General features: G+C 48.8%; 22 protein-coding genes. 12 read left to right on the top strand and 10 right to left on the bottom strand.

The genetic code is table 11. The features are described 5' to 3' along the window. On the top strand, nt 1-1,102 hold a 1,102-nt coding region (locus FH755_RS08225), incomplete at its 5' end, for a PQQ-dependent sugar dehydrogenase (RefSeq protein WP_292440443.1). Nucleotides 1,103-1,449: 347 nt separating this feature from the next. On the opposite strand, the gene FH755_RS08230 is transcribed toward FH755_RS08225, so the two are convergent. Further along, nucleotides 1,450-2,808, bottom strand: coding sequence for a PAS domain S-box protein (locus FH755_RS08230; protein ID WP_292440444.1), 1,359 nt, complete (start codon nt 2,806-2,808; stop codon nt 1,450-1,452). 265 nt (nt 2,809-3,073) lie between these two features. Between FH755_RS08230 and FH755_RS08235 the strand changes: the two genes are divergently transcribed. The 5 genes from FH755_RS08235 to FH755_RS08255 all read left to right on the top strand — a co-directional run bounded on the left by FH755_RS08235 (nt 3,074) and on the right by FH755_RS08255 (nt 7,508). Beyond that, nucleotides 3,074-3,514 carry an ethanolamine utilization protein gene (locus FH755_RS08235; RefSeq protein WP_292440446.1) on the top strand — a complete coding sequence of 147 codons (441 nt, stop codon included), beginning with the start codon at nt 3,074-3,076 and terminating at the stop codon, nt 3,512-3,514. A gap of 36 nt (nt 3,515-3,550) precedes the next feature. Next, nucleotides 3,551-4,159 (top strand): hypothetical protein, encoded by a 609-nt coding sequence (locus FH755_RS08240; protein WP_292440448.1) that lies wholly within the window; start codon nt 3,551-3,553, stop codon nt 4,157-4,159. Between the two features lie 12 nt (nt 4,160-4,171). After that, on the top strand, nt 4,172-5,089 hold the full coding sequence (locus FH755_RS08245; protein ID WP_292440450.1) for a hypothetical protein: 918 nt from the start codon (nt 4,172-4,174) through the stop codon (nt 5,087-5,089). Then, the gene (locus tag FH755_RS08250) at nt 5,086-5,961 is read left to right on the top strand and encodes a TorF family putative porin (protein WP_292440452.1); all 876 of its coding nucleotides are present in this window, start codon (nt 5,086-5,088) and stop codon (nt 5,959-5,961) included. Before FH755_RS08245 ends, FH755_RS08250 begins: the two co-directional genes overlap by 4 nt. 200 nt (nt 5,962-6,161) lie before the next feature. Continuing rightward, on the top strand, nt 6,162-7,508 hold the full coding sequence (locus tag FH755_RS08255) for an ammonium transporter (RefSeq protein ID WP_292440454.1): 1,347 nt from the start codon (nt 6,162-6,164) through the stop codon (nt 7,506-7,508). A gap of 256 nt (nt 7,509-7,764) precedes the next feature. Here FH755_RS08255 and FH755_RS08260 read toward each other — a convergent pair whose 3' ends face one another. The 3 genes from FH755_RS08260 to FH755_RS08270 all read right to left on the bottom strand — a co-directional run bounded on the left by FH755_RS08260 (nt 7,765) and on the right by FH755_RS08270 (nt 9,054). Then, entirely contained in the window at nt 7,765-8,250 is a 486-nt protein-coding gene (locus FH755_RS08260) for a pyridoxamine 5'-phosphate oxidase family protein (protein ID WP_292440456.1), read from the bottom strand. An 83-nt stretch (nt 8,251-8,333) separates the two neighbouring features. Further along, complete coding sequence (locus FH755_RS08265; protein WP_292440458.1) at nt 8,334-8,651, bottom strand: HPF/RaiA family ribosome-associated protein; 318 nt, start codon at nt 8,649-8,651, stop codon at nt 8,334-8,336. 130 nt (nt 8,652-8,781) lie between these two features. Then, nucleotides 8,782-9,054 carry a hypothetical protein gene (locus FH755_RS08270; RefSeq protein ID WP_292440460.1) on the bottom strand — a complete coding sequence of 91 codons (273 nt, stop codon included), beginning with the start codon at nt 9,052-9,054 and terminating at the stop codon, nt 8,782-8,784. 313 nt (nt 9,055-9,367) lie between these two features. On the opposite strand from FH755_RS08270, the gene FH755_RS08275 reads away from it, so the two are divergent. The 4 genes from FH755_RS08275 (at nt 9,368) to FH755_RS08290 (ending at nt 13,028) form a co-directional block, all read left to right on the top strand. Then, nucleotides 9,368-10,981, top strand: a complete 1,614-nt coding sequence (locus FH755_RS08275; RefSeq protein WP_292440462.1) for an ATP-binding protein — start codon at nt 9,368-9,370, stop codon at nt 10,979-10,981. Nucleotides 10,982-11,410: 429 nt separating this feature from the next. After that, complete coding sequence (locus tag FH755_RS08280) at nt 11,411-11,689, top strand: hypothetical protein (protein WP_292440464.1); 279 nt, start codon at nt 11,411-11,413, stop codon at nt 11,687-11,689. Between the two features lie 78 nt (nt 11,690-11,767). Continuing rightward, nucleotides 11,768-11,929: a plasmid stabilization protein gene (locus tag FH755_RS08285; protein ID WP_292440466.1), complete on the top strand. Its 162-nt coding sequence runs from the start codon at nt 11,768-11,770 to the stop codon at nt 11,927-11,929. A 361-nt stretch (nt 11,930-12,290) separates the two neighbouring features. Further along, nucleotides 12,291-13,028 carry a transporter substrate-binding domain-containing protein gene (locus tag FH755_RS08290; RefSeq protein ID WP_292440468.1) on the top strand — a complete coding sequence of 246 codons (738 nt, stop codon included), beginning with the start codon at nt 12,291-12,293 and terminating at the stop codon, nt 13,026-13,028. A 90-nt stretch (nt 13,029-13,118) separates the two neighbouring features. On the opposite strand, the gene FH755_RS08295 is transcribed toward FH755_RS08290, so the two are convergent. Beyond that, complete coding sequence (locus tag FH755_RS08295) at nt 13,119-14,057, bottom strand: homocysteine S-methyltransferase family protein (RefSeq protein WP_292440470.1); 939 nt, start codon at nt 14,055-14,057, stop codon at nt 13,119-13,121. 154 nt (nt 14,058-14,211) lie between these two features. Between FH755_RS08295 and FH755_RS08300 the strand changes: the two genes are divergently transcribed. Both FH755_RS08300 and FH755_RS08305 read left to right on the top strand, forming a co-directional pair. After that, nucleotides 14,212-15,234 carry a helix-turn-helix domain-containing protein gene (locus FH755_RS08300; RefSeq protein ID WP_292440473.1) on the top strand — a complete coding sequence of 341 codons (1,023 nt, stop codon included), beginning with the start codon at nt 14,212-14,214 and terminating at the stop codon, nt 15,232-15,234. Between the two features lie 165 nt (nt 15,235-15,399). Continuing rightward, entirely contained in the window at nt 15,400-16,806 is a 1,407-nt protein-coding gene (locus tag FH755_RS08305; RefSeq protein ID WP_292440474.1) for a TonB-dependent receptor, read from the top strand. 176 nt (nt 16,807-16,982) lie between these two features. On the opposite strand, the gene FH755_RS08310 is transcribed toward FH755_RS08305, so the two are convergent. From FH755_RS08310 to FH755_RS08330, 5 genes are all read right to left on the bottom strand, one after another. After that, on the bottom strand, nt 16,983-19,202 hold the full coding sequence (locus tag FH755_RS08310; RefSeq protein WP_292440476.1) for an NADP-dependent isocitrate dehydrogenase: 2,220 nt from the start codon (nt 19,200-19,202) through the stop codon (nt 16,983-16,985). Between the two features lie 253 nt (nt 19,203-19,455). Further along, nucleotides 19,456-20,481, bottom strand: coding sequence for an ABC transporter ATP-binding protein (locus FH755_RS08315; RefSeq protein WP_292440478.1), 1,026 nt, complete (start codon nt 20,479-20,481; stop codon nt 19,456-19,458). Then, complete coding sequence (locus FH755_RS08320) at nt 20,478-22,004, bottom strand: iron ABC transporter permease (protein ID WP_292440480.1); 1,527 nt, start codon at nt 22,002-22,004, stop codon at nt 20,478-20,480. The genes FH755_RS08315 and FH755_RS08320 overlap by 4 nt, the downstream gene beginning before the upstream one ends. Then, on the bottom strand, nt 22,001-23,038 hold the full coding sequence (locus FH755_RS08325) for a substrate-binding domain-containing protein (protein ID WP_292440482.1): 1,038 nt from the start codon (nt 23,036-23,038) through the stop codon (nt 22,001-22,003). The genes FH755_RS08320 and FH755_RS08325 overlap by 4 nt, the downstream gene beginning before the upstream one ends. After that, complete coding sequence (locus tag FH755_RS08330; RefSeq protein WP_292440484.1) at nt 23,039-23,851, bottom strand: hypothetical protein; 813 nt, start codon at nt 23,849-23,851, stop codon at nt 23,039-23,041. It abuts the gene before it with no gap. Nucleotides 23,852-24,171: the final 320 nt, after the last annotated feature.

Consider the following 24,171-nt stretch of genomic DNA (forward strand, 5'->3'; position numbering starts at 1 on the left):
CGAAAAATGTCGTGGCTTGTCGGTGCGTGAGCCCAACGGTGACGTCAATCATCTGTTAGGGCTGAAAGACACAAAGGACTACAGCACTACTGAAAAGGATCTTTTCTGCCAGGGTCAGGCGGGGATGAACGGTGTCGCCATCGATCCCAACTTTGAGGACAACCGCTACATCTACGTTTATTCAGCCTCTGACAAAACACCGCCAGCGACTAATCGCGTGTTACGTCTGAAGCTGAATGAAGACTTCACCAAGGTTTCGGATCGCACGGATATCGTGGAAGATATTCCATTCAAGCCGAAACCGACGGATCATCCCTTTGGTGAGGCTGGTGCGCATAATGGCGGTCGAATCCAGTTTGGTCCGGATAACACCTTCCTCTACGTGACAACTGGCGACAACCATAACAGCCGTATTCCACAGGATCCGCAATCTCTGGGTGGTAAAGTGTTGCGTATTGATCGCAATGGCAATGCCGCGCCGGATAATGGCTTATCCGATAAGTACGACCCCAGAATCTTTACTTATGGTCACCGCAACGTTCAGGGCCTGACATTTCACCCTGAGAACGGCCAACCGGTGGTCACGGAACATGGTCCGTGGCATTCTGATGAGGTCAATATGCTGGTTGCCGGTGGCAACAGTGGCTGGGATCCCAAGCCTAATATGGCGGGTCGTGGCGACTGCCCCGACGACTACTGCGGCTATATGCCCAACCAGAAAGAAGGCATGGACCCGGATAAACGGTCTGAATACATGCCAATCACCGATATCGAAACCTATCCGAATGCCATACAACCAGCCTGGCAGAACAACCAACTCTCCCAGGGCATCAGCACTGCTGATTTCCTGACCGGTGAGCAATGGGGCGACTGGGAAGGACGCCTGGCCGTTGGTTTCATGGGTATCGGTTTTGGCGGCACGCCGGTCGGTAATCGCATTGATCTACTCGACATCGCGGATGATGGCAAGTCAGTCAATGATGTGACCGAAATGCCGGTACCAATGGAACCCGGTCGGTTCCGGACACTTGTTCAGGGACCGGAGGGCGATCTCTATGCCGTCATGGATGAAGGCATGGTTTATCGCATTAGCCCCAAATAACATGCCTCACAATACTGCAGGGAGGCTGTATGTTTCCATTTAACTGGAAACAGAAAAGGTAATGTGAAAGATAAAGAAAGAAGAACCCGGCTTGGATGCCGGGTTTTTCATGTCTGATACCATGGTGGATGGGACACCAACATGCCTAATAGGCCTAAGTATAGGGTTACGCTATCGTTAACCGGCCTGCGAAGTTCTATAGTTAATTTGTTTTCCCAAAGACAATATCGGTCAAATTTTTCCTCCTCGCCCCTGTTTTGTGGGAGTGAAGTGGTTCCCTGCTCACATCACCATTATGTTTATCAAAACGTATATTGAATGACATAAAAAGCTTTTTGGTTATCGGATTATTTGAGAGCAAACATGAGAAGGTATTGCATCCTGTCTTGTTTTTGCCTCTGAGGCACGATGTATATATCCGTAGGATCATTGGCATTTTTGATCTGCCCCTTAACTATCTGGGGATTTATTTGCTGTTTAGATAGTTCCTGTTGGATGTTTTCAGCGGTTTGCAGATTAAATACATCAGTGAAGTTGATACTTTTGTTTGGTTTTAGATCGAGCGCCTTAGCCGCAACTTCATTAAGCCTCGTGATCGTTCCGTTACAAACTTGAATGACCCCGAACGACTCTTGCTCAAAGATGGCTTCCCACTCTTCAAGGCTTGTTTTCAGAGAACGTTCAATTTCTTTCAGTTCAGTGATGTCTTGATTAACTTCAATAGCACCGATGATATTTTTTTCACTGTCGTAAAGCGGTGTGGAATACATCGTAATGGTGCGCCGCTTTCCATCAAACGCCTCAATATTGACTACCTCTGGCTGACTGGACTCTGCTTTTTTGACAGCGCGCGCCAGAGTCCAGCCTTCCGCACCGACTTCCTCACCCGATTTATCCCACCAACCTTTGTATTCACCATACTGTTCAAGACCAACATATTTTGCACCGCCCCATATTCTTTTGACTTCCGGGTTAGCAAGACAGATATTCCCTTCCGCATCTGCTACCCATAAGCCGACAGGTACCAGATCTATAATCTTCCTCATCATGTACTCGCTTCTTTCCAAAGCAGTTTCAGCATTCTTCCTGGCTGTAATATCTGAGCTCACACCAATGACTTTGGTTGGACGCTTAGCTGCATCAAATGTGAGCTTCGCACTGGAGGTAAACCATTTAACGGTCCCATCCTTTCCCGTGACATTAAAGTCCCAGCTATGGGGTTGTTCCTGACCGAAGGTCTCTATCAACTTATCTATCGGAGCATCCACGAAAGGAAGCATGCAGTTGGGAAGTGACTGCTTCCCCACGCCAAAAACCTGCTCAGCGTTAGGTGAAAAAGTGACTGTTCCAGTCAACACATTCCATTCCCAATTAACGATCTCAGCCATCTCAAGTGCAGATTTCATCCTGGCTTCATTAGCCATGATTTCATCAAGATACTCGCGACGCATATCCGTCATTGGATTGTTTTCAGGCATGGTGTCTTTCAAGCTTGCAATGGCTTCATCACCATAACGTAACCAGATCCAGTTCACATCAAGATAATCAGCGAGTACCTGGAGATTGTTATATTCAATCTCACCACCTTTCGTCCATCGACTCACAGAGGGAACAGAGGTATTTACTGCCGCCGCTACCTGAGCCTGAGTCAGGTTTTTCTGTTTCAGTAGTGCCTTTAAACGGTCACCGAATCCATTACGTTTCATTTCATTTTTCCAGCTGCTAATCCTGCGGAAAATAGACACTTTTCCATCAATTTTCCATGTTCGCGAATCTTAACACGAACTGCTTCAGGCCCATTATATATGCACTTTATTACATGTTACGTAATTTATTACTTGACACGTTATTAATGCAGCGATATAACTAGGACCGTAGTCAGCCGAGCTATCTCAGCATCCTCTATTTAAGTGTTGAGACCTCAACTAACTGGTTGATTACAAAACCATTAATTCTTAAGGAGTGTGCAAAATGAAAATAGCACCATTTATCTACGCTGCAGTCACCACTGCCAGTATTGCTTTAACGACAAGTGTTTTTGCCCACGGAGTAGAAGTACCCCAAGGCAGTAAGAAAATTCAGATTTTCAAAGACGCGGCTTCGATGCCCATTGCTTCCATGAATGAGCCTGGCGTGAATGCCTATTTTGAAGACATCGTTGGTTCTTCTGACCCTCGTGCACCAATTTCCTGCGGCATGTTCAAAATCGAAAAAGGCAATCCACTCGTTTATACCTTCGATTATGACGACACCAAAATCATCATCGATGGACATATTTATTTCGATGACGGGACCCAGAAAGTCAAAGGTGAAGTCGGCGATGTGCTGTTCTTCCCAAAAGGTTCAACTGTCTCGTTTTCGTCTGATGACTATGGTGTAGCTCATGCCTGTGGTCAGAGAAAACTGTTCTAAAACGACAACGTTTAAACCATGTAGGAGGAGAGAGAGATGAAATTATCCTCATTATGTCGTTTACTTCCTTTTTGCACAGCGGCACTGGTCCCGGTTCATGCAGATACCAATCTGACTGATTTAACTAACGGTGATCCGTTCTTTTACACAAGCGACCGAAACATAACTAAAGACGATAAAGAAAAGGTACTGCTTGGATTAGGACGCCCGAATAGAACTCACTCGCAAATCCCTCATCTGCCCGTTTATTTCGGGTATATGAATACAAACTCAACGTATCGGTTTGTGAATATCGTTGAACAGGTATTCACCATGATTGGTGAGGGAAAACATGGCCTCTGGCGTGTCCAGGAAAATGGCACTGTTCGGATGTACCGTAAAAAGGGAGCTGATGGCTTAGCTAAAAATGCCAATGTCTTTACAGACGATGCAACACAAACTATCAAGCAAAACTACAGCTCATATTTACCTCATGAGAGTTGGTCTGGATACAAGTACCCAGACCAGAAACTGGCTGAAGATGGGAAGTTAAACTTTGTTGATCTACCGATCAGCCACCCTATCTTTGAGGGCAAATATGATGATCATGCCCCCATCGACCTGGCTAACTGGTATTGCACCATGTCGGCCAATGACTATCCCTAAGCAAAAAAAGCGATGGACTTTGCATTCAGTCAACCGGCAGCCAACGAGGTCGGGCCGCTCGGTAAACGCGCTGGCCTCGATGTTGATGAGAACTACACGAAAGTCCTTAGACTGGAGCATTTTCCTGATGCCAGATCCTGGGTGAATATTGGCCAGGAAGGTAAAGATGCGACTCACGTGAAGTGGGAAGCCATCGACAGAGAAAAAACCCGGGCTGAGTACTATCTGGTTGAGCGTCCTTTCTTCAACAAGCCTTATCTATTTGTGACAGCGGTCTATGACAACGTCAATAACAAGGACCACCGCTACGTCAGACCGGATGGTCCTTATTACCAGTCAGTCAAGGAAAATGGGCACGACGTTAAAACCACGCTAACACAGGCCCCAAGGTTTAACCTGGAAAAAGGCGGTGAGGGTCAAGCAGTTGGTTTGCCGGTCTACGGTGTCCACCATCCAAACCGTGCTTTTTACGGTGGCGGTGGTGCCTGCCCGATGAAAGGCGGTGACTGGGGACGTTACCCTGACATCACCGGCGGTTCAGGCTGGCCTACGCAGTATGAGGAAGTAACACCACTGTGTGACTCCGTTCTGGTAGACATTAAGTTTTTCACCAACCTGGATGGCCGAAGCTGGAATGACCCTAATAAATATCTTGCTAATGCCGGGGTTGGGACTAAAGAAGTCAGCTACACCATCCAGCCTGGTGACTATGGTCAATTCAGTGACCCATACCACACAGAGCAAGGTGTGGAAAATCCAGAAGCTCAGAATATCCCTGATGAGGTCACCCTGACCTATCCCACTGTCAGCGAACCTGTTGCATATATTGAACCGCCTGTAGCCAACCTGGTACACGGAATGGTGCCTACAGAAGCGTCAACTTGCCGCCCTGTTATGCAGGCCTCACTTGATGAGGATTTAATCAAATGAACACATTAAATTTAAAAACGACGCTGTCTGTCGTTACATTGTCAGTACTTTCTCCTGCCATTCTGGCAGAAGAAGGTCCCGCAGAAACCGGGCCAGCTAAAGCAGCGAAGGAGACAGCCAACTTTGTCGAGATATTGGACCGGGATACCTTCCTCGGCGGCAAATTCAGCACTTGGGTGGAATTTGCTTCAGATTATGTATTCCGTGGTGAATCCGAAACCAACGATGGCAAGATCCCTTCCTTAAAAGGCGCCATCACCTGGACGCATCCGAATGGTATCTATTTGGGCTATTACCTTGCCAATAATCTGTTTCCCGGTGATGATGCTGAGGGCAATAACCCACACATTAATGCGATTTGGGGGCCTTACATTGGTTATGCGACATCCGATATTGCTGGAACAGGCCTGAACTATAACGGCATGCTTTTCCAGTATGTCTATCCGGGTGATAGAGACTCCAATTACCTCGAGATGTTTAACTACGTCGACAAACAATTCGGCCCAGTAAACCTTAAACTGGAATATTCACCCACCATCACTGACTGGTTTGGGGTGGAAGATTTGCAATCCCATAACATTGCCATTCATCCCAGTGTCGAGCTTCCCTATGAGTTCACGCTTTCAGGCGGGATTGGCTATCAGTTGTTTGACAACGATGGTCCCAGCCTGGATGCAAATGGGGATGGTGATGAAGACATTGATTGGGCTCACTGGAATATTGGTGTGAGCAGAAATGTTTTCGGCTTCAACGTCGATCTTCGTTACCACGATACCGACATCAAAAAAGGCGAACATGACTTTTACGGTTTTGACTCCAATCATCAAATTGTTGATGAGCGGTTTGTGGTCTCGGTATCTAAATCCTTCTAAATTTAGATATTTGTTTTCAGCTTGAGGTCTTGATGGCCTCTTCTCTCTTACCTTGGGCGCCTATGCGTCCAAGGTTTTTTTATTCCACACCCATGCTTGACCATTAGCACTCAAAGTACATTTCTTCCTTTAAGAAAATCAGGTTGTCAGAATAAAAATGATTCTGGTAGCTAGAAAGCTTCTTTACAGGACAATTAACAATGATCGATCCAGCTATTACTTTTCCTTCACAAGTATCACTGCCCTCACTCATTCATAGCCTGATTTATATATTAGGTGCTGCAGGCATGATTTTTCTGTTATTTGGCCTATTGCTCATTGATGCCGGTACAGTCAAAAAGCAAAACGCATTCACTTCCGGCATAGAAAAGCTTGTTGGCTTTTTCATAGGTTTTGGCAGCTATCTTCTATTTGGTTTTGGCTTATGGCTGGCACAATACTACTTAATGCGTGGCAACTCTCTGACAGACAGCATTTCTGATTGGTGGCTTGGCGGCACGATGACCAATTCTCTTGCCCAGGCTGTTGATCCGGCCAGATTCTCCCATGTGAACGAATACCAGATATTTCTGTTTTTCCTGGCCTGCACTGCAGGAATAATCAATGTTTTATTCCACTTTGCAGTATCAGAACGAATCAAAGCATCGGCGTATTATCTGACATGTGTTGTGGCAGCCTTGGGCTCATCATTGCTCAGTTGGTGGACATGGGGCTCCGTCGGCCCTCTGACTAATGCCGGTTATCATGATTTCTTCGGCGTTGGCTTTGTCTATTTGTTTCCGGCGGGGATGGCCATTGTTTTGGTGTCGAGACTCGGTCCACGACCAGGCATATTCTCAGAAGGCAAGTCATCTCATCTGAGTCATTACAGCAACCCTGTTTTCGCGACAATAGGCACAGTAATGATCTTTGCCGCGCTCCCCATGGTCATTATTTCTTGTCTGTTTTTTTTCGAAAAAACGGGCTTTGCTGTCAGTGTGACAATGGCAGACACCAGCATTGGATTAGTGTTGAACAATTATGGGGCAGCATGGTTAGGTGGCATGCTGAGTGGGGCGCTGATTGCTTACCTAAAGCGTAACTACAATTACCTTCTGTTGGGGCCATTCGCAGGGTATGTGTCAGGTGCGGCAGGATTTGATGTCTATTTGCCCTGGCAAATGCTGCTCGTTGCCATGGTGGCACCGGTTGTTGCAGCTCTGGTTGATTCTGCACTTCGACATTTTAGAATTGATGAAACGAAACTGATCCCGCTTTTCGCAGGTGCCGGCAGTTATGGATTAATCATGGTAGGCATTCTGCATTCCGGCACACCAAGGGGCGGTTATTTCGGGCTTAGTGAAGGTGACTTTGCATTTCAGCATGATGTTATCGGCTTACCCATGCAGGCTGCCGGTATTGTTCTGTGTTTAGGGGGTGGCATCCTCGTAGCCAGTCTACTTTGTGTGATATTGAAACGAACTACAGGTTTACGGATAAGCGACAATGCCGGTCATCAAGGTCTTGACCACTATTATTGGGAAATCGAATACTCAGAGGAGCGTTGATGAAACACCAGTAATTATGTTGCCAGATATCAGCGAAGGCACTGGGAGTCATGCAAATATGCAGATTTTACATGACCGTATGTGAGCCGGTAACTACAGATTATTTCCCATTGTCTGAGATCAGTGTAAAAACTTTCCAGAAGCTATTCCTGATACCACACATCAGCATAGACCAATGAAATCAAAGGGGTCATACAGGATTGAACCTCAATTCAATCAATCCAAGCTGACCCCTTTGGTTTTGAAGGATGGTATGTCAGCCACCAAACTTTTCATTTTCGCCAATATTGGGCGTGGTATTTTTGATATTGGCCTTGGCAAATTCATAAAGCTGGAAAGCTTTACTCTCTTTAGCCTTCCAGTGTTCGCCCATTTCAACCTTGACTTCCAGCATGGCGACTTCAGGATCGTCCTTACCTTCCGGAAACCAGGCTGCAATGAAAGAGTTCCAGTATTTATCTATCAGGGCCTGATCATCAATCAATCGAGCCTTGCCTGACAGTGAGACATATACGCCCTCCTCCTGGTCGGAGAAAGTCAGGCAGACATCATGATCCTTGTCCGTTTCAGAAACTTTCTCAGCACTGCGTCGGGTATAAAACCAAAGCGTGCCGTCATACTCATCCTGAACAAGATGCATCGGCCTGGCGCGTGGCATATCCTCATCCAGCGTGACCAGCATGCCGACTTTAATCTCTTTTATCATTTCCCAAATTTTCTGCTTGTGTTCCGGGCTGGACATAAATTTAATCTCCTTTTTATCAAAAACAAAAAGGGCAGAGACGAATTAAATCGCCTGCTGCCCTTCTATTAATACGGATCTAACTAATGATTACGCTGACGTTCGACAATCTTGTCTAATTGACGGGTCAGTTTGTGTTCAGCACCGGTTAAGGCCTGTTTCACATTAGCGCCATCATGACTGACTACATTGGGTTGATGCCCTTCCAGTCTGGCTTCAATCAGGCAACGGATATCATCACCGCCGCCACGTTTATCACTGTTCTTGTCGCTTATATGCACTTCGATACGAGTGAGATATTCATCAAAACGTTTGAGATTATGCTGTAACTCTTCACGAATCGATTCGGCCAGCTCTACTGCACCATGAATATTGTGATCCGTGTTCACCTGAATTTGCATGTACGCTCCTTTTACGTCATTTGAAATTATTCCAATTCCTCAAGTCTGACCCGTTTTACGGATATTCATTCCATAAAACTGCATTTGCTGAAGCATAAATCTCCTTCTGCATGATCGGTATTTTGGCTTGTTACTTGGTAACCACCTGCTCGTAATTTTCAAAAGCCTTGTGCAGGTTTTCATCCGGTTTTTCCAAAAAGCGTTCTTTCGCCTTTTTATTACCAAAGCAGTATTGATTACCATCCGGACCAGTCCAGTCGACGGAGCAGTCAGTTTTGAATTCTTCGCCAGCGACAATCCCCATAGCGCATCGGCCACCAAATTCAGGGTAATCTGCGGCAACAGCCAGAGGTGACAAGGCAAAGATCAGTGGTGAGACTGTGATAAGAAGCAACTTTTTCATTTCTGCCTCCTTTTACTGTGTTTTGTGTTCGGATAAACACTAATACTGTGACTGCCACAAAGCGGGCTAAGTTTTGGCACTCTCTTTCTTTATCTGATTAATGCAGGTTGGGTTGAAGTATGAAACTCAACCTCGACCTAAGCTGTTTGCGATAAGTTGTTGGGCATCCTCGCGCTCCACTCACCCTGCGAGTGCAGCTGTCAGAATTGATATTTCAACAAGCTCACGAGCGTGACTGGAGCGAAACAAGCTTGTAACCTGAACTTAATTTGATTTTGTTCAGTCCATTTAGTTTTCAAAACAGGTCAGTCACGTGTCATTTATTGTTTCTCACGACTTTATCAAAGCCACCCAGCATTCAGAGTTAACCCCTTATCGTGAGCGAGTGGCACGTGAAGAAGCTGACAACCGCGGCTATATCAAAGCCACCGAGATGGAAATCGAACCCCGCCAGTTATCGCTCAAGGCGCTGCAGGATATGGCCCGGGTAGCTGATACGCTGAATGATGTGAAGTCCATGCGTGCAATTGAATCCATCCTGCTGGCCCGTGAGGGCAAGTTTGACGCCCCTGTTCCCAACTTCAAAGCGTTTTCCTCGACGCTGGAATCCTATCTCAAACACAAGCTGATTGATGGTTGGGTCTATCTCAAAAAAGCTGACGGCAAACTATACCCGGCTCTGGTCACCGACTTCAGCTACAAGCCGGCCACTGCACATGCCGAAGAGTCTTTGCTGATGCACGTCTGCCACCTGTCACCGAACTTAAAGAAAGGCTATTTTGGCTTTGAGCATGACTACATTGCTTTCGGCCCTGGTGACGTCAATAAAAAACACATTAATGAAGCGCTGGAACTCAAGCAGGTTTATAAAGAAACACCGGCGCTTAAGGAAGACTATGAAGCCAGCTATGCCCGCTATTGCCGTGAAATTAAAGACCAGTTTTCTGAGCAGTTTGTCGCCCGCGGACTGATTTATACCGATAAAACCCAGGTGAACTCGGATGGCACGGCAATCGAGACCAAAGTCATTCATGATATGCCGGAAAGTGACGTCAAAACTTATTCGCAGCTAAGAGAGTCCTGCCTGCTTGAAGGGGAGGATAATGTGCTGGCGATGCCTGAATGGCCATTGCTGCGGGTATTTAACTTAAAAACCCATGGCTTTGTCTGGATCCATGCCGATTACCTGACCCGTTACCAGTACGATAAATCCCTTAAAGACAAACTGATTCTGCCCAAAACACATCATGACCTGCTGGACGTTTTAACCACCAATGTCGATATATTCAGCGGCGATATTATTGAGGGCAAGACCGCGGGTAATGTGATTCTGTGTAAAGGTGTTCCGGGCGTGGGTAAGACCCTGACGGCCGAGATTTATTCGGAGCTGATTGAACGGCCTTTATATCTGTTGCATTCCGGTTCCCTGGGTACCAATGCCAAAGATATTGAAGCCAACCTCAGAGTCATTTTTTCCCGTGCCGAGCGCTGGAACTGCGTGCTCCTGCTGGATGAGGCCGATGTATTTATTGTCACTCGCAGTAACAACATCGAACAAAATGCCATCGTTGCCGAGTTTTTACGCACCATGGAATACTTCAGCGGTTTGCTGTTTATGACCACCAACCGGCCTTCAGATATTGATGAGGCCATCATCTCCCGCTGCGCCGCTATCATCGAATATGAAATCCCGACACCGGAAAACGCTGCCAAGATCTGGCAGGTGTTTGCCAGACAATACGATTTTGAGTTGTCTGACGAATTGCTGACTCAGTTGCTGGCCACTTTCGAAGAAATCAGCCCCCGCGATATGAAAATGTTGCTGCGGCTGGTATTGCGTGTTTCCCGGAACATGAACGTAGCCCCCGATATCAACGTCTTCCGTCAATGTGCCATGTTCCGCGCCATTAAAATCACCGACACCTGACTGTAACCCAACAACACCAGAAACAGCATGTTGCGTGATGTTAAGGCTGATCCAACCTATGGTTGTTAAAGTTATTCCCTTGACCTAACGCCGCTAATTCGTTCATCAGCCGGCAGAGACTCCTCTCCCCCTTATTTGCCCCAGCCAACACCTCTTCCTGTCTCTGAGTCGATAGTGAATGCACCTTATTGAAAGCACGGGAACGCTGGCATTGATAGTCACACCCTTCTTATCAGCAAAATAACTGAAAATTTCTGTTTCATTTAAAAAGTGAACTTTTTGTGAAAATCAATTTCTGAAATATCAGAATATTAGCCGCGTAAAATTTGAATAACTAAGCAGGGCTGTATGTATCCACGCACATAGCACACCTGTGCTGGTCATAATTATTCTGAAGTTACTCATTGTCGTCTTTTTAGGGAGAAACCTATGATTTCAGAGGAACTTAAGAAAGCAGAATCGATTGAGGAAGTGGTACAGATTATTGATAACGGTGGCACTGGCTTTGAAACACCAGAAGAAGTGGCCGCGAAATATGCCTATCTATCCGCAATGCAGACCGAGCGGCATAACAAAGAGGATATTCAGGCTGAGCTGCAGTCATTGATGGAAGAAGGCGCCATGTTTGAGTACCCCCTGGCGCTGGAATATGCCGAGTCCTATCTCATTGACACATTAACTGATACACCACGCTCTGAGCGTTTCTGACTGGGGTCCATACCAGTCATTCAGATGCATAGCCTGCCTGTCAGCATTTTTATTCAGTTTCCGGAGGAGTATCTATTTATGTCCCGGGGAAGCAAAGAAAAATACACAGACAAACAAAAACGCAAAGCCAAACACATTGAAGAAGGTTACATTGAGCAAGGCGTGTCCGAAGAGGAAGCCGCAAAAAGAGCCTGGGCCACTGTCAATAAAGAATCAGGTGGTGGCAAAAAAAGTTCATGAAGAACTTCATCTGAAGTGAAGCTACCCTGTATCACTGTGATATCAGTTATTTGAGCGAGAGCAATCTCTCAGAAATGGAAATCTTTATCCGTTCCGATGGACTGCGCGGACATTTGCCGCTCAGGCATGTTGGCAATGTGCAGAAAAGTCGCCAGCTTTTCCGATGCCGGTCCCTACGCTGCAACATTCAGTACCAGACGGCGTGAGGATCGGTTCTCGATACCGAAGGTTGTGAACTCAATCGCCCAATCAGGCTCATGAATGTGGCAAATTAGAGAAGTCTGAAAAAGCACGCTTAAATCAACGTTGAGACAACATCGTTCTATTCTGGAAGTACGGCACTGGCAAAAAGGAGGCTGAGATGGCTGGGTATCACTTTGTAAGATTGAGCCTTATCAAAACCTTCTTAAGCGGCTTAATCCTCGTAACTGCTGTGTTGACCAGTGCCTGCCAGTTTCCAAGTGATGCCAATGACACGCTGAAAAAAGTTCAGGATGGGGCTCTGAAAGTCGGTGTCACCGAAAACCCGCCCTGGGTGATACGAACTAAGGGTGGTGCTTCCGGTGTCGAGGCCGACATGCTACTGGTCTTTGCCGACAAACTGAATGCCGAGGTTGAGTGGCACTGGGGAACGGAAACTGAGTTAATGGAAGCCCTCGCTCAGCATCAACTCCATATGGTGATTGGCGGTCTTACCCTGCAGTCCCCCCTGAAAAAACTGGTTAACTTTACCGAACCTTATTACAGCACACGCATCACCATCGGCTTTCCGCCTAATCAAACCGTGGATACGGATATTGATGGCGTCAAGGTCGCTGTTCCCGTAGTGAATCAGGTAAGCCAATCGCTGGAGAGTCGCGGCGCTGTGCCCCAACCAATGCAAGACATGACCAATCTGAATATGCCAGTCGCTCAAGCTGAATGGTGGTTGAGAGCCAAAGGTTATCAGCCGGGCCCCTGGAATCTATTCACCGAAAAACACGTCATGGCTGTGGCTGAAGGTGAAAATGCTTTCATGATGCGAGTTCAGAAGCATATCTCTCAATTTTCTGGCATTGAAGCGAAATTAGAGGAATGGGCAAAACAGTCGAAAGACTGAGCTACCACAGCCTCCATCATCATTTCTGCTACTGACAGCCTGCTGGCTTCGCCGTCGCTATTCCAAGCTAAATACTACTGGGATTAAGCATCAGGCAACGGCCATGCAGATTGCTTCGATATGTCGATGATCTGTGCCACAACAACCACCCAGTACGTTGAGATTAGGTAATAGCTTTCTCAGTTGCTGGTAGTGATTACCCAGTTCATCCGGATTACCATCGTCCAGGTCCTCCGTATTATCCAGTTCAGCGTGACTCCGTTTTGATGCATTGGCACGAACACCACGAATGCGTTCATGCATACCATAAGCATCATTGAGTACATGATCAAAATGCGATGGGTGGGCACAGTTGATCATGTAATAGGCTGGATAAGCGTCTGTTTGCTCGTCTGTTTTTCGTATCGCTTCAGCTAGACTGTCACCTGATGGTAACTGTCCATCAGTTTCCACGGTGAATGAAATCGCCACCGGCATACCATGATCTCGAGCAGCCAGCGCAATACCCGTAGCTTCTTCGGTGTAATTGAGGGTCAGCACAGACACCATATCTGCATCCGTTTGCGCGAATGTTTCAATTTGTTGGCTATGATAGTCACGGGCCTGAGCGACCGTCATTTTCATATCCATCACATAACCGTCACCACGTGGCCCCAGGTTGCCACTGATGACCATCGGTGAAGCTGGTGTTTCATAGTTTTCACGAACTTCCGACATCAAACCAATAGCTTTGCGGTTGGCATCGGCCAGCGTGATTGCATCATAGCCAAGTTTTTGAGCCCAATCTTTGCTGGCGCGCCAGGTCGGTGCTTCCAGGATAAATCCTGCACCCTGTTCACGGGCAATAGTCGCATAGCGTTCAAAATAACGGCGCAGTGTCTGCAGGCCTGATTGGTCTTTTAAAAGATCGAAGGCGGCAAAAAATGGCAGTGGCAGCTTTTCATGAAACACCAATGTCGTTTCCAGACCACCATCGGTTACAAAGATCTTATCTTTCATTTGTGGCAGCTTATTGCGATATTTACTCATACAGATACCCTCGATGATTTAAACTCATAATCAGTCAAAAAACACACTGAAACAGTCAGGTGCCACTTCCTCGTTTCCTTCTATTGTCAGCAAGATACGCTGGTTGGCATGATCGGATTAAAGCCATTTCGGCAAGCAAATGGACATATCGGCCATGAACACTGAAAAAACGACTATAGGCATAATGGTTTTTCCTGAAACAACAGGCGCGGTGGTCTACGGTATGTATGATCTTTTTGTTTCCACCGGCCATGACTGGAGTGTCATTACCGAGGGCCGGCCCGGACGTTCACTGATTCATGCCACATTAGTTGCCCGCGAACCCGGACTGCTCACTATCAGTAATGGTGTGCGCATCTCACCAAATACCTCTTTCACAGACTGTCCCCCTCTGGATGTCATTTGCGTACCGGAAGTCAATCTGCCACCCGGCACACCTCTGGCCAACCGCTATGCCAAAGAAATCGAGTGGTTAAAGGAACGTTACCGACAGGGTGCGATTCTGGCTGCAGCCTGCTCCGGTGCGATGTTGTTTGCGGAAGCAGGATTACTCGATGGGTGGGAGGCCACTACCCATTGGGCATGGTGTGATGATATGCGTGAACGCTTCCCAGCTGTTAAGGTCCGTGAACAGCAGGCACTGGTCGTGACCGGAGAAGGCCAGCGGCTGATCATGGCAGGTGGCGGTACATCCTGGATGGATCTCGCTTTATACCTTATCGCCAGACTGGTAGGCGTGGAAATAGCCATGCAGGTAGCCCGTATCAATCTTATTGACTGGCATCATATTGGCCAGCAACCCTTCGCACGACTGGCCCGGACGCGACAGGTCGACGATGCCGTCATTGCCCGCTGCCAAAGCTGGATTGCCGAACATTATGATGAGCCCAATCCGGTAAACAATATGATTCGCCTTTCAGGTCTGGCAGAACGCACTTTCAAACGCCGTTTTCAACAGGCAACAGGGATGTCGCCTCTGGAATATGTTCACGCCATGCGACTGGAAGAAGCCAAGCAAATGCTGGAAAGTGGTGACGAGTCCTTTGAGGCTATCGCTAATCAGGTGGGGTATGAAGACGCCGGCTATTTCGGACGATTGTTCAAACGCAAGGTTCGGCTTACCCCCACAGCATATCGTAAACGTTTTGGTGCCTTACGCAAATCCATGCCGGACTGACCCGGTTCGCTTTAGGCAATAGTGCCAAGAGCAACAGCTTCAGGGTTACGCTGTTGCTGACCCAATCTATCTTGTACGGCAATGGTTTGATCTGACAGTGGTCATTACAGTAGCAGCACTAAGACGTTACACTTGAATCATTCAATTGCATTCAACTGAGGCCTTATGGAACAAAACAGACCACTCTCTCCCGGTGCCAAGGCACTTGAAGTTAACCTGGACGAAATCCGTTACGGTTCCTTTGCCGAAATTGGGGCCGGCCAGGAAGTCGTTCGCTGGTTTTTCCGGGTGGGCGGTGCGGCCGGTACCATTGCCAAAAGTATCTCTGCCTATGATATGAAGGTCAGTGATGATATCTATGGCAAAGCGCCGCGCTATGTCTGTCGTGAACGACTCGAGGATATGCTCGACCTTGAGTATAAACTCAATATTGAGCGCCTGAACGAGCAGCGCGGCGAGAGTACGGCTTTTTTTGCTTTTGCCGATACCGTCTCAGCCCGTAACTATCATGGCACCAACGAATGTCACGGCTGGCTCGGGATTCGCTTTCAGACTGAACCTCATGCCGCTCCCAGCGACATCATCATTCATGTCCGCATGCTGGATCATGAAAACGCACTGCAGCAGGAAGCACTGGGTATTATCGGTGTGAACCTGATCTATGGAGCCTTTCATCTCAGTCATAACCCGGATCTGTTGGTGAAATCTCTGCTGGATAATCTGACAACGGATCGGATCGAAGTCGATATGATCGATCTCAGCGGTGACGCCTTCCTGCATGTCGATAATCGCGTGGTGAGTTTAAGACTGGTCCAGTTGGGCCTGAGTGATGCCGCCATGTTCTCGGCAAACGGCAAAGTACTGCAGCCCTCAGAGCACCTGCGTAAGAAAAATGTACTGGTAGAGCGCGGCCGCTTCCGCCCTGTCACCCACGTCAACATCGATATGCTCAATGCGGCCAGAAAGCAATTTGAAGCGGAAGAGGATTCGGCACCGGAAGAAACCATTTCCATTATGGAAATCACCATGCATAACCTGCATAGCGGTGATGACGGGATTGATCTAGAAGACTTCATCAGCCGTGCTGATGTGCTGGAAGCCGCCGGTCACACGGTGATGATTTCCGACTACCCCGAATACTATCGCCTCGCGACCTACTTATCCCGCTACACCAAGCGCCGGATTGGCATCACGATGGGTGCCCACAGTCTGATTGAACTGTTCGATGAAAAATATTACAGCGACCTGAAAGGCGGCATTCTTGAAGGCTTCGGCCGTCTGTTCAAGAACAATGTCAAGTTGTATATCTATCCCTATAAAGATGCCGAGACGCAAACCTTATTCAAGGTCGATAATCTGGCCGTCGACGACAAACAAAAACATCTATACCAGTACCTGAAACAAAATGACGAAATTGAACAGATTCAAGAGTTCAATGAAGAGTATCTGGATATCTTCTCACCGGATGTGTTGAAGATGATCACTGACAATAACCCCGGCTGGGAACAGCTCGTTCCGGGTGTGGTGGCAGAAAAGATCAAAAACCAGGAGTTATTCGGATATAAGGCTTAGATAACAGACCAGAGTGAGGGACTGAAGTTTTTATCTAAGCTGGTCAAGGCGACGAATGCACGGCTTCGGGCTCTCTCGACTTAGCAAACGATGACAGACAATGTGCATGACATATAACAAACAAAAAAGCCCTCGCTTCGAGGGCTTTTTTTACAGCGGTCAGTGAAACTACTGTTTCAGATCAATTCAGCCAGAATTTTATTGAATGTCTCACTCGGGCGCATAATGCTGAGCATTTCAGCATCATCCGGCAGGTAGTATCCCCCCATATCGACGGCTTTGCCCTGAACCACTGTCAGGTCTCTAACAATCTTGTCTTCGTTCTCAGCCATAGCCCGGGCGATCGGCGTGAACACCTGTTTCAACTGACTGTCATCACTCTGTTCGGCCAGTGCCTGCGCCCAGTACATAGCGAGATAGAAATGGCTGCCGCGATTATCCAGCTCACCGGTTTTCTCTTTGGGTGATTTATTTTCCTGCAGCAGTGTGCCGGTAGCTGCATCCAGCGTGTCAGCCAGTACTCTGGCCCGGGCATTATTTTGCGTATTGGCAAGATGTTCCAGTGAAGCCGCGAGGGCCATCAGTTCGCCCAGTGAATCCCAGCTGAGATGATTCTCTTCCTGTAACTGGCTGAGCAACTTCGGCGCGGTACCGCCGGCACCGGTTTCAAACAGACCACCGCCTTTCATCAAAGGTACAACTGACAGCATCTTGGCTGAAGTGCCCAGTTCCAGAATCGGGAACAGGTCGGTGTTGTAGTCACGCAAGACGTTACCCGTCACAGAAATCGTGTCTTCCCCTTTACGCATTCGGTCCAGGGTGATTTGTGTCGCCACAACCGGGGCCAGAATACGAATATCCAGACCATCGGTGTCCAGATCTGGCAGGTATTGGTGCACTTTGCTGATGAGCTGGGCATCATGCGCCCGGTTCTGATCCAGCCAGAAAATAGCCGGAGTATTCGATAGTCGCGAACGACTGACGGCCAGTTTAATCCAGTCCTGAATCGGCGCATCTTTGGTCTGGCACATACGGAAAATATCACCCTCTTCCACATCAAACGCAAAGATGGTTTCACCGTCGAGGTCGGTAACGATGATCTGACCATCGGCTTTCGCCTGGAAAGTTTTATCATGCGAACCGTATTCTTCGGCTTTTTGTGCCATCAGACCGACATTCGGCACTGAGCCCATGGTGACCGGATCCAAAGCACCCTTGGCTTTGCAGTCATCGACCACGGTTTTATAGACACCGGCATAGCAACGGTCCGGGATCATTGCCAGCGTATCTTTCTGCTCGCCATTTTTATCCCACATTTTACCGCCGGCACGAATCATAGCCGGCATCGACGCATCGACGATGACATCAGAAGGCACATGGAAGTTGGTAATGCCCTTATTGGAATCGACCATCGCCAAATCCGGTTGCCTGGCATAAACCGCTTCGATATCGGCTTCAATTTGAGCACGCGTATCAGCATCGACGTTTTCCAACCGGCTGTAGAGGTCCCCCAGACCGTTATTGAAATTCACACCCAGTTCATCAAACAAAGCGCCATGCTTTTCAATCAGGTCTTTGAAATAAGTTTTGACCGCAAAACCGAACAGAATCGGATCAGAGACTTTCATCATCGTCGCTTTCAGATGCAGTGACAGCAAGACATTGTTTTGCCTTGCTTTGGCAATCGCATCGGTATAAAAGGCCTGCAGACTTCTGGCACGCATACGCGAAGCATCAATCACTTCTCCAGCCAGCACCGGGATGGATTGTTTCAGCACGGTTTCCTTGCCGGCCTTATCGACAAACGTCACTTTATATTCATTAACTTTGGATGAGGTCACCGACTGTTCACTGCCGTAGAAATCATCCGCCTCCATATGGGCCACATCCGTGGCAGAATCGGCTTTCCATTCCCCCATAAAGTGCGGATGACTGCGGGCATAATTTTTCACCGCCGCCGGGGCGCGACGGTCGGAGTTGCCTTCACGTAATACCGGGTTGACTGCTGAGCCCAGCACTCTGGCATAGCGATCTTTGATTTTCTGTTGTTCGTCATTTTCCGGACTGTCCGGGTAGTCAGGCAGATCGTAGCCTTTGGCTTGGAGTTCTTTAATAGCGGCTTTTAACTGCGGAATCGACGCAGAGATATTGGGCAATTTGATGATATTAGTGGCCGGATCCTGGGTCAGTTTGCCCAGTTCAGCCAGGTGATCAGGAATGCGTTGTGCTTCAGTCAAATTATCCGGAAAGTTAGCGATAATCCGACCCGCCAGTGAGATATCACTGATTTCAAAGTCAATATCCGCGGGCTTGGTAAAGGCACGAATAATCGGTAGCAGTGAAAACGTGGCTGCAGCGGGAGATTCATCGACTTTCGTGTAGATAATTTTCGACATGCTTGATCCTTGCTAATTCTTTCTGAAGATTGTTGAGCAAATTTAGAATGAGCGCCTAAAGTTGGTGTCGCTCTTTGATGGCGCACATTATACGGTATCAAGCCTTTTTAACGCAGAGCTGGCGGATTTTTCTAGCTGGATTAAGTCGCCTGGCACTGCGTTGTGTGATGAGATATGGCTCAGCGCGTCGTTGAAGTATTGTCAGGAGGCCGTTGTTGGGTATCGCCAGTGCGCCACCCAACCTACGGCTTATCTATTGCGCATCTGAATGGTCGAATACGGCCAGAGGGTGCGTGGTGATGATATGCATCATCACCCGCTGTCCGGGTTCTGCGATGTTTTCATGACTGCAGCGGATTTTCACGGTAGCACCGGTATCGGTTTTGACACCATAAAGGCGGGCGCTGCCTTCGTAACGGCTCCAGATGATCTCGCCATTGCCCTGTGCGTCGAGTTTGAGTGACAAGTCATCCGGACGCAGCAGCAGGTCTACATCGCCCTGTGCACCATTGACGGGTGATGCGGGTGCATTACCCAGTGGCGTAGCCACGATATTACTGTCTGGATCCAGTATTCCGGGCAGGAAGCTGGCATCACCAAGGAAACGTGCCACAAAGCGGTTCCGGGGCTCGCTGAAACAGCTTTCCGGTGTGCCGATTTGTTCTAGTTTGCCCTCTTTGAGGACACCGATCCGGTCGCCCACCGACAGTGCTTCTTCCTGATCGTGGGTCACCCAGATGGCAGGCACACCGGCATCTTTCAGTGCATGTCGAATCTCCCAACGCAGGTCGTCTTTCAGTGCTGCATCCAGATTGGACAGTGGCTCATCAAGCAACACAAAGGCGGGTTCATGCGCCAGCGTACGGGCCAGTGCCACCCGCTGTTTCTGACCACCCGACAAATTGGCGGGTTTGGCATTTCGCCAGGGTGTCAGACCGAGCAATTGAATCCAGTGATCGGCCCGGCTGTTGTCTTTGAGTTTGAAACCGACATTCTGCTCAACCGTCAGGTGTGGAAACAGGGCAAAGTCCTGGAACACCATGCCAACGTGACGTTTTTCCGGGGCAATGGTTTTGTCAGCAGTAACGGTCTGAGCACCCAGCCTGATCGTGCCTTCCGAGATAGGAATCAGTCCGGCCAGCGCCTGCAGGATGGTGGTTTTACCACAGCCGGTCGGTCCAACCAGCGTCAGCAGTTCAGAATCGCCCAGCACCAGACTGAGATCATCGACCACTTTTTTCTGGCCGTAATGGACAGACACATTCTGAACTTCAATCATGAGAGAGATGGCTCCTCCTCAATTACATCCGTCTGATTCCAGCGCTCACCGAAGAACATCACGGCCAAAGCCAGACCGGAAATCACTACCAGTAATAAACCCGGGATCGCTGCCTGGCCAAAGTAACCAGCCTCATAAACCCGCCACAGATAAGTGGCCAGCGTTTCAAAGTCCAGTGGGCTCAGGATCAACGTGGCGGGTAATTCTCGCATGACTTCGAGAAATACCAAAGCCGCACCGGCAACAATACCGCGAATACTCAACGGCAGGGTAATACGGCGAAAGGCTTCTTTTCGACTGGCGCCGAGCAATCGGGCTGCCTTAACCAGGCTGGGATCGAGTCGCTCCGAAGTCGAACGAATGGAACCGACTGCCAATGGCAAAAAACGCATCACATAGGCCAGCACCAATAAGGCCAAGGTCTGGTAGAGCATCGACAGCTGCAGGCCGACATAGACCAGAGCAGTCCCCATCACAATACCGGGCACGCCAAAGCCGAGATAACTCACTCGCTCCAGCAGGCGACCAAATTTGCCACTGATGGCAGCCTGGGCCACGGGTAAAGCAAACAACACGGTGGCGATGGCGGCGAATAAAGCGGCATAGGCGGAGTTCCAGGCATAGACCAGTTCAAAGCTGCCTGTGCCTTCCCGCCACAACCAGATACCGAATACGGCCAGTGGCAGCAGAATTGACAAAGCAATCACCGGCATACAGGCCAACAGCATCATTGAGGTGCGCAGTCTACCCGGCCACAAGGTCAGCGATTTACCGGGCCTTTCATGGGTGCCTTTAACCCGGGACTCCAGAAACAGAATCAGCCCCACAATGACCAACAGCTGTAGTGACAGCATTGCCGCCTGACTCAGGCCGAAGCTGTTGTATTCGACATAAATCATGCGGGTGAAGGTATCCAGTCGCAGAATGGCGGGAGTACCAAAATCGGACAGCGCATACATTGCAGCCAGCAAAGCACCGGCAGCGATGCCGTTGGTGATACGTGGCAGCACCACTGTCCACAAACTGCTGAGCAGTGACATGCCCAGGGTACGGGCAGCATAAACCAGACTGGCATCAAGACTGAGCAAAGAGGCCCGCACGGTCAGCATCACAAACGGATAGGTATACAGTGCCATCACCACACTGGAACCGAACAAACCATCAAAGCTTGGCGTGGTCAGGCCGGTTAACTGTTCTATTTCGCCACCGGGGCCGAAGGCCGCATAGAGTGTGAAAGCGCCTATATAGCTGGGTATCGCCAGCGGCGCAGCCAGTAAGACCAGCCAGAATTTCCCCCACGGCAGTCTGACATAGGCAGTCAGCAAGGCCAGCGGCACACCAATAAGCACCGCACCGCCTGCTGTGAACACCATCAGGGCCAGGGTATTGGTGAGGCTGTGCAGATTGCGTGAATCAAACAGCTGTGGGCTGTCAGCGGCCAGTACCATCAACACAAGCACCGGCATCACCGCAATCAATGCAATGATAAAAGCCAGTGGATAGGACGGAGACCATCGCTTCATAAAACGCCGACGTCACGCATCAGGTCAATCGTCGGACGCAGATCAGCCAGACGGGTCAGATCAATTTGAGGCGGATTGATGGTTTTTAATCTCGGCAACCCTTCTGGTGGCAGCACCCCATTAACCAGGGGAATCTCGCACGCCTCTTCAGCGAGGTAAGACTGTACTTCTTTGGTCAGCAGATAACGAATAAAATTGGCTGGCAGCTCGCCTTCCTTGAGAGCGAGAATCCCGGATGCATTAACCAGACAGCCGGCATCATTATTGGTAAAGGCTAAATCCACATTGGCATCGGGCTTACCGGCTTTCAGACGCAGCGTGTAGTAATGATTCGCCAGACCGATATCGACCTCACCGCGCTCGACGGCCATGACCACGCCCAGCTCACCCGCGAATTTCTTGGCCTTTCTGTTCATCGCTGTGAGCCATTCGGCGGTGACTTTATCCCCTTCCAGTATTCGCATACCGGTGACAAAGGACTGAAAAGCCGCGTAAGCCGGTGCCCAGCCGACACTATAGTCCGTATCCGGCAAGGCCATAATGTCATTGGGAATCTTGTCAGCAGTCAAACGCTCGGTGTTGAAAGGAATGGTACGAATCCGTCCGGTTATCGGCGCCCAGTCAGGAAAGCGGAATTCATCACGTAACTGCCCGGTCAGTTCTGCCGGCAGTGCCTGTGCCAGCCCGGCGGCAGTGACCATCCCAACCGCACCGGAGTCGACCGCCCAGAACAGATCGGCACGCCGCACCCCTGCTTTGGCTTCAGCCAGAATGGCATTGGTCAGGGAGGCCGTTGGGCCGCGGCGGATTCGCAATTTCAGATCCGGGTTACGATCTTCAATCGCTTTAATCACATTTTCATACAGTCCACCCTCTCCTCTTCCCAGGTAGAGTGTCAATTCGCCTTCAAGTCTGGGTAACGCCTCAACAGAAACGGCATTGGCCGGATCGGCCAGTACCTGACTGATATTGAGTGGCAAAGCCCCGGCAGCAGCCAGTGCTGCCAGGGATTGTATGAAGGTTCTGCGTTGCATTTAGAAAACGTCCTTTCTCTCTTCAGCAGATTTTTCCAGTAAAGAATGCGCTGTATCTATCTTGCCTTTCATTGTGTTAACGATGTCGCGGACTTCATCAATGCTTTTACCGTTTTGAATCGCTTGCGGCAGCACGACATTGAAGTCTTTTTCCAGGTCTTCCACCAAATCGGCATCCAGAGAGATCAGTTCACCTTCAACCCCTTCAAACAAGTTCAGATAGGTGTCGTGAACAATGTTGACAGCTTCTTTCGACAGCTTCTCGGCATATTTCGCCACTACCCGATCCAGTCGGCTTTTAATAGCGTCGAGCGCTTCCAGTGAATTGCCGGGGTTAGCCTGGGTAGTAGCAACCTTGTCAGTCAGGCCTTTTTCCTGATACTGAGCAGCCAGCTTGACTGCGCCCAGCGCCTGCCATAACGATTGCTCCAGAAAACGCTGCTGCTTGCGTATTTCTTCAATTGAGGCTTTTTCTTCAATGGCGCCTTTAAGCCCAAACAGGCCCTGCCAGATTGAGGCATAGACGGGCACATAATTGGTTTCAATGGCTGAGTGGAATTTGACTTCTTCCCAATACTCGACCAGCAAATCAGGCTTGGCTTCTTCCACGCCGCCTTGTTGATAGCGGCTGATCATCTCATCGACTTTGGTGCTGAGCCAGTTCACTTCCTGCGAATAGGTTTCAATGTTGTCTGACAGGTGATTCACATGCTCGCCTACCGGGCCATTGGCAAAGGTAACGGGCGCGGTGAACAACGTGGCGGCAGTCAGTAAGCTGATCAAATATTGGCGTTTGAAACCATTGATTGTCATCGTTCTATCTCCTGGAGTTGCGATGGTTCTATACATTAAGGATACTCTTGATAATGATACTCATTTCTATTATCAAGGTAAACTAAGACCTGCTCTGATGATTTTCCGGGTCATCGTCACACCGGTCTCAGGCAAACTCAGAATCAGACACAAGCCACAAACGCGAGTTCGGACTCAATATCATTCTCAATCACAACTCAAAGCCGATTATTATGAAGCAAAACGCGGATTTCTCCTATCCTCGAACGGTGTTTCTCCATCAGGCAACGCTGGCGTGAACCAGACGACCATGTACAATTGCTTTTTTCTGAATCAAAAGA

Source organism: Methylophaga sp. (genome assembly GCF_009711715.1).
Lineage (GTDB): Bacteria > Pseudomonadota > Gammaproteobacteria > Nitrosococcales > Methylophagaceae > Methylophaga.

Excerpts from the sequence above, each read along its gene's own strand:
- FH755_RS08330 (WP_292440484.1), bottom strand. The coding sequence starts at position 23,851 with ATGACAATCAATGGTTTCAAACGCCAATATTTGATCAGCTTACTGACT.
- FH755_RS08320 (WP_292440480.1), bottom strand. The coding sequence starts at position 22,004 with ATGAAGCGATGGTCTCCGTCCTATCCACTGGCTTTTATCATTGCATTG.
- FH755_RS08305 (WP_292440474.1), top strand. The coding sequence starts at position 15,400 with ATGGAACAAAACAGACCACTCTCTCCCGGTGCCAAGGCACTTGAAGTT.
- FH755_RS08230 (WP_292440444.1), bottom strand. The coding sequence starts at position 2,808 with ATGAAACGTAATGGATTCGGTGACCGTTTAAAGGCACTACTGAAACAG.
- FH755_RS08270 (WP_292440460.1), bottom strand. The coding sequence starts at position 9,054 with ATGAAAAAGTTGCTTCTTATCACAGTCTCACCACTGATCTTTGCCTTG.
- FH755_RS08310 (WP_292440476.1), bottom strand. The coding sequence starts at position 19,202 with ATGTCGAAAATTATCTACACGAAAGTCGATGAATCTCCCGCTGCAGCC.
- FH755_RS08265 (WP_292440458.1), bottom strand. The coding sequence starts at position 8,651 with ATGCAAATTCAGGTGAACACGGATCACAATATTCATGGTGCAGTAGAG.
- FH755_RS08240 (WP_292440448.1), top strand. The coding sequence starts at position 3,551 with ATGAAATTATCCTCATTATGTCGTTTACTTCCTTTTTGCACAGCGGCA.
- FH755_RS08325 (WP_292440482.1), bottom strand. The coding sequence starts at position 23,038 with ATGCAACGCAGAACCTTCATACAATCCCTGGCAGCACTGGCTGCTGCC.
- FH755_RS08280 (WP_292440464.1), top strand. The coding sequence starts at position 11,411 with ATGATTTCAGAGGAACTTAAGAAAGCAGAATCGATTGAGGAAGTGGTA.
- FH755_RS08250 (WP_292440452.1), top strand. The coding sequence starts at position 5,086 with ATGAACACATTAAATTTAAAAACGACGCTGTCTGTCGTTACATTGTCA.
- FH755_RS08235 (WP_292440446.1), top strand. The coding sequence starts at position 3,074 with ATGAAAATAGCACCATTTATCTACGCTGCAGTCACCACTGCCAGTATT.
- FH755_RS08255 (WP_292440454.1), top strand. The coding sequence starts at position 6,162 with ATGATCGATCCAGCTATTACTTTTCCTTCACAAGTATCACTGCCCTCA.
- FH755_RS08285 (WP_292440466.1), top strand. The coding sequence starts at position 11,768 with ATGTCCCGGGGAAGCAAAGAAAAATACACAGACAAACAAAAACGCAAA.
- FH755_RS08295 (WP_292440470.1), bottom strand. The coding sequence starts at position 14,057 with ATGAGTAAATATCGCAATAAGCTGCCACAAATGAAAGATAAGATCTTT.
- FH755_RS08245 (WP_292440450.1), top strand. The coding sequence starts at position 4,172 with ATGGACTTTGCATTCAGTCAACCGGCAGCCAACGAGGTCGGGCCGCTC.
- FH755_RS08315 (WP_292440478.1), bottom strand. The coding sequence starts at position 20,481 with ATGATTGAAGTTCAGAATGTGTCTGTCCATTACGGCCAGAAAAAAGTG.
- FH755_RS08290 (WP_292440468.1), top strand. The coding sequence starts at position 12,291 with ATGGCTGGGTATCACTTTGTAAGATTGAGCCTTATCAAAACCTTCTTA.
- FH755_RS08260 (WP_292440456.1), bottom strand. The coding sequence starts at position 8,250 with ATGTCCAGCCCGGAACACAAGCAGAAAATTTGGGAAATGATAAAAGAG.
- FH755_RS08300 (WP_292440473.1), top strand. The coding sequence starts at position 14,212 with ATGAACACTGAAAAAACGACTATAGGCATAATGGTTTTTCCTGAAACA.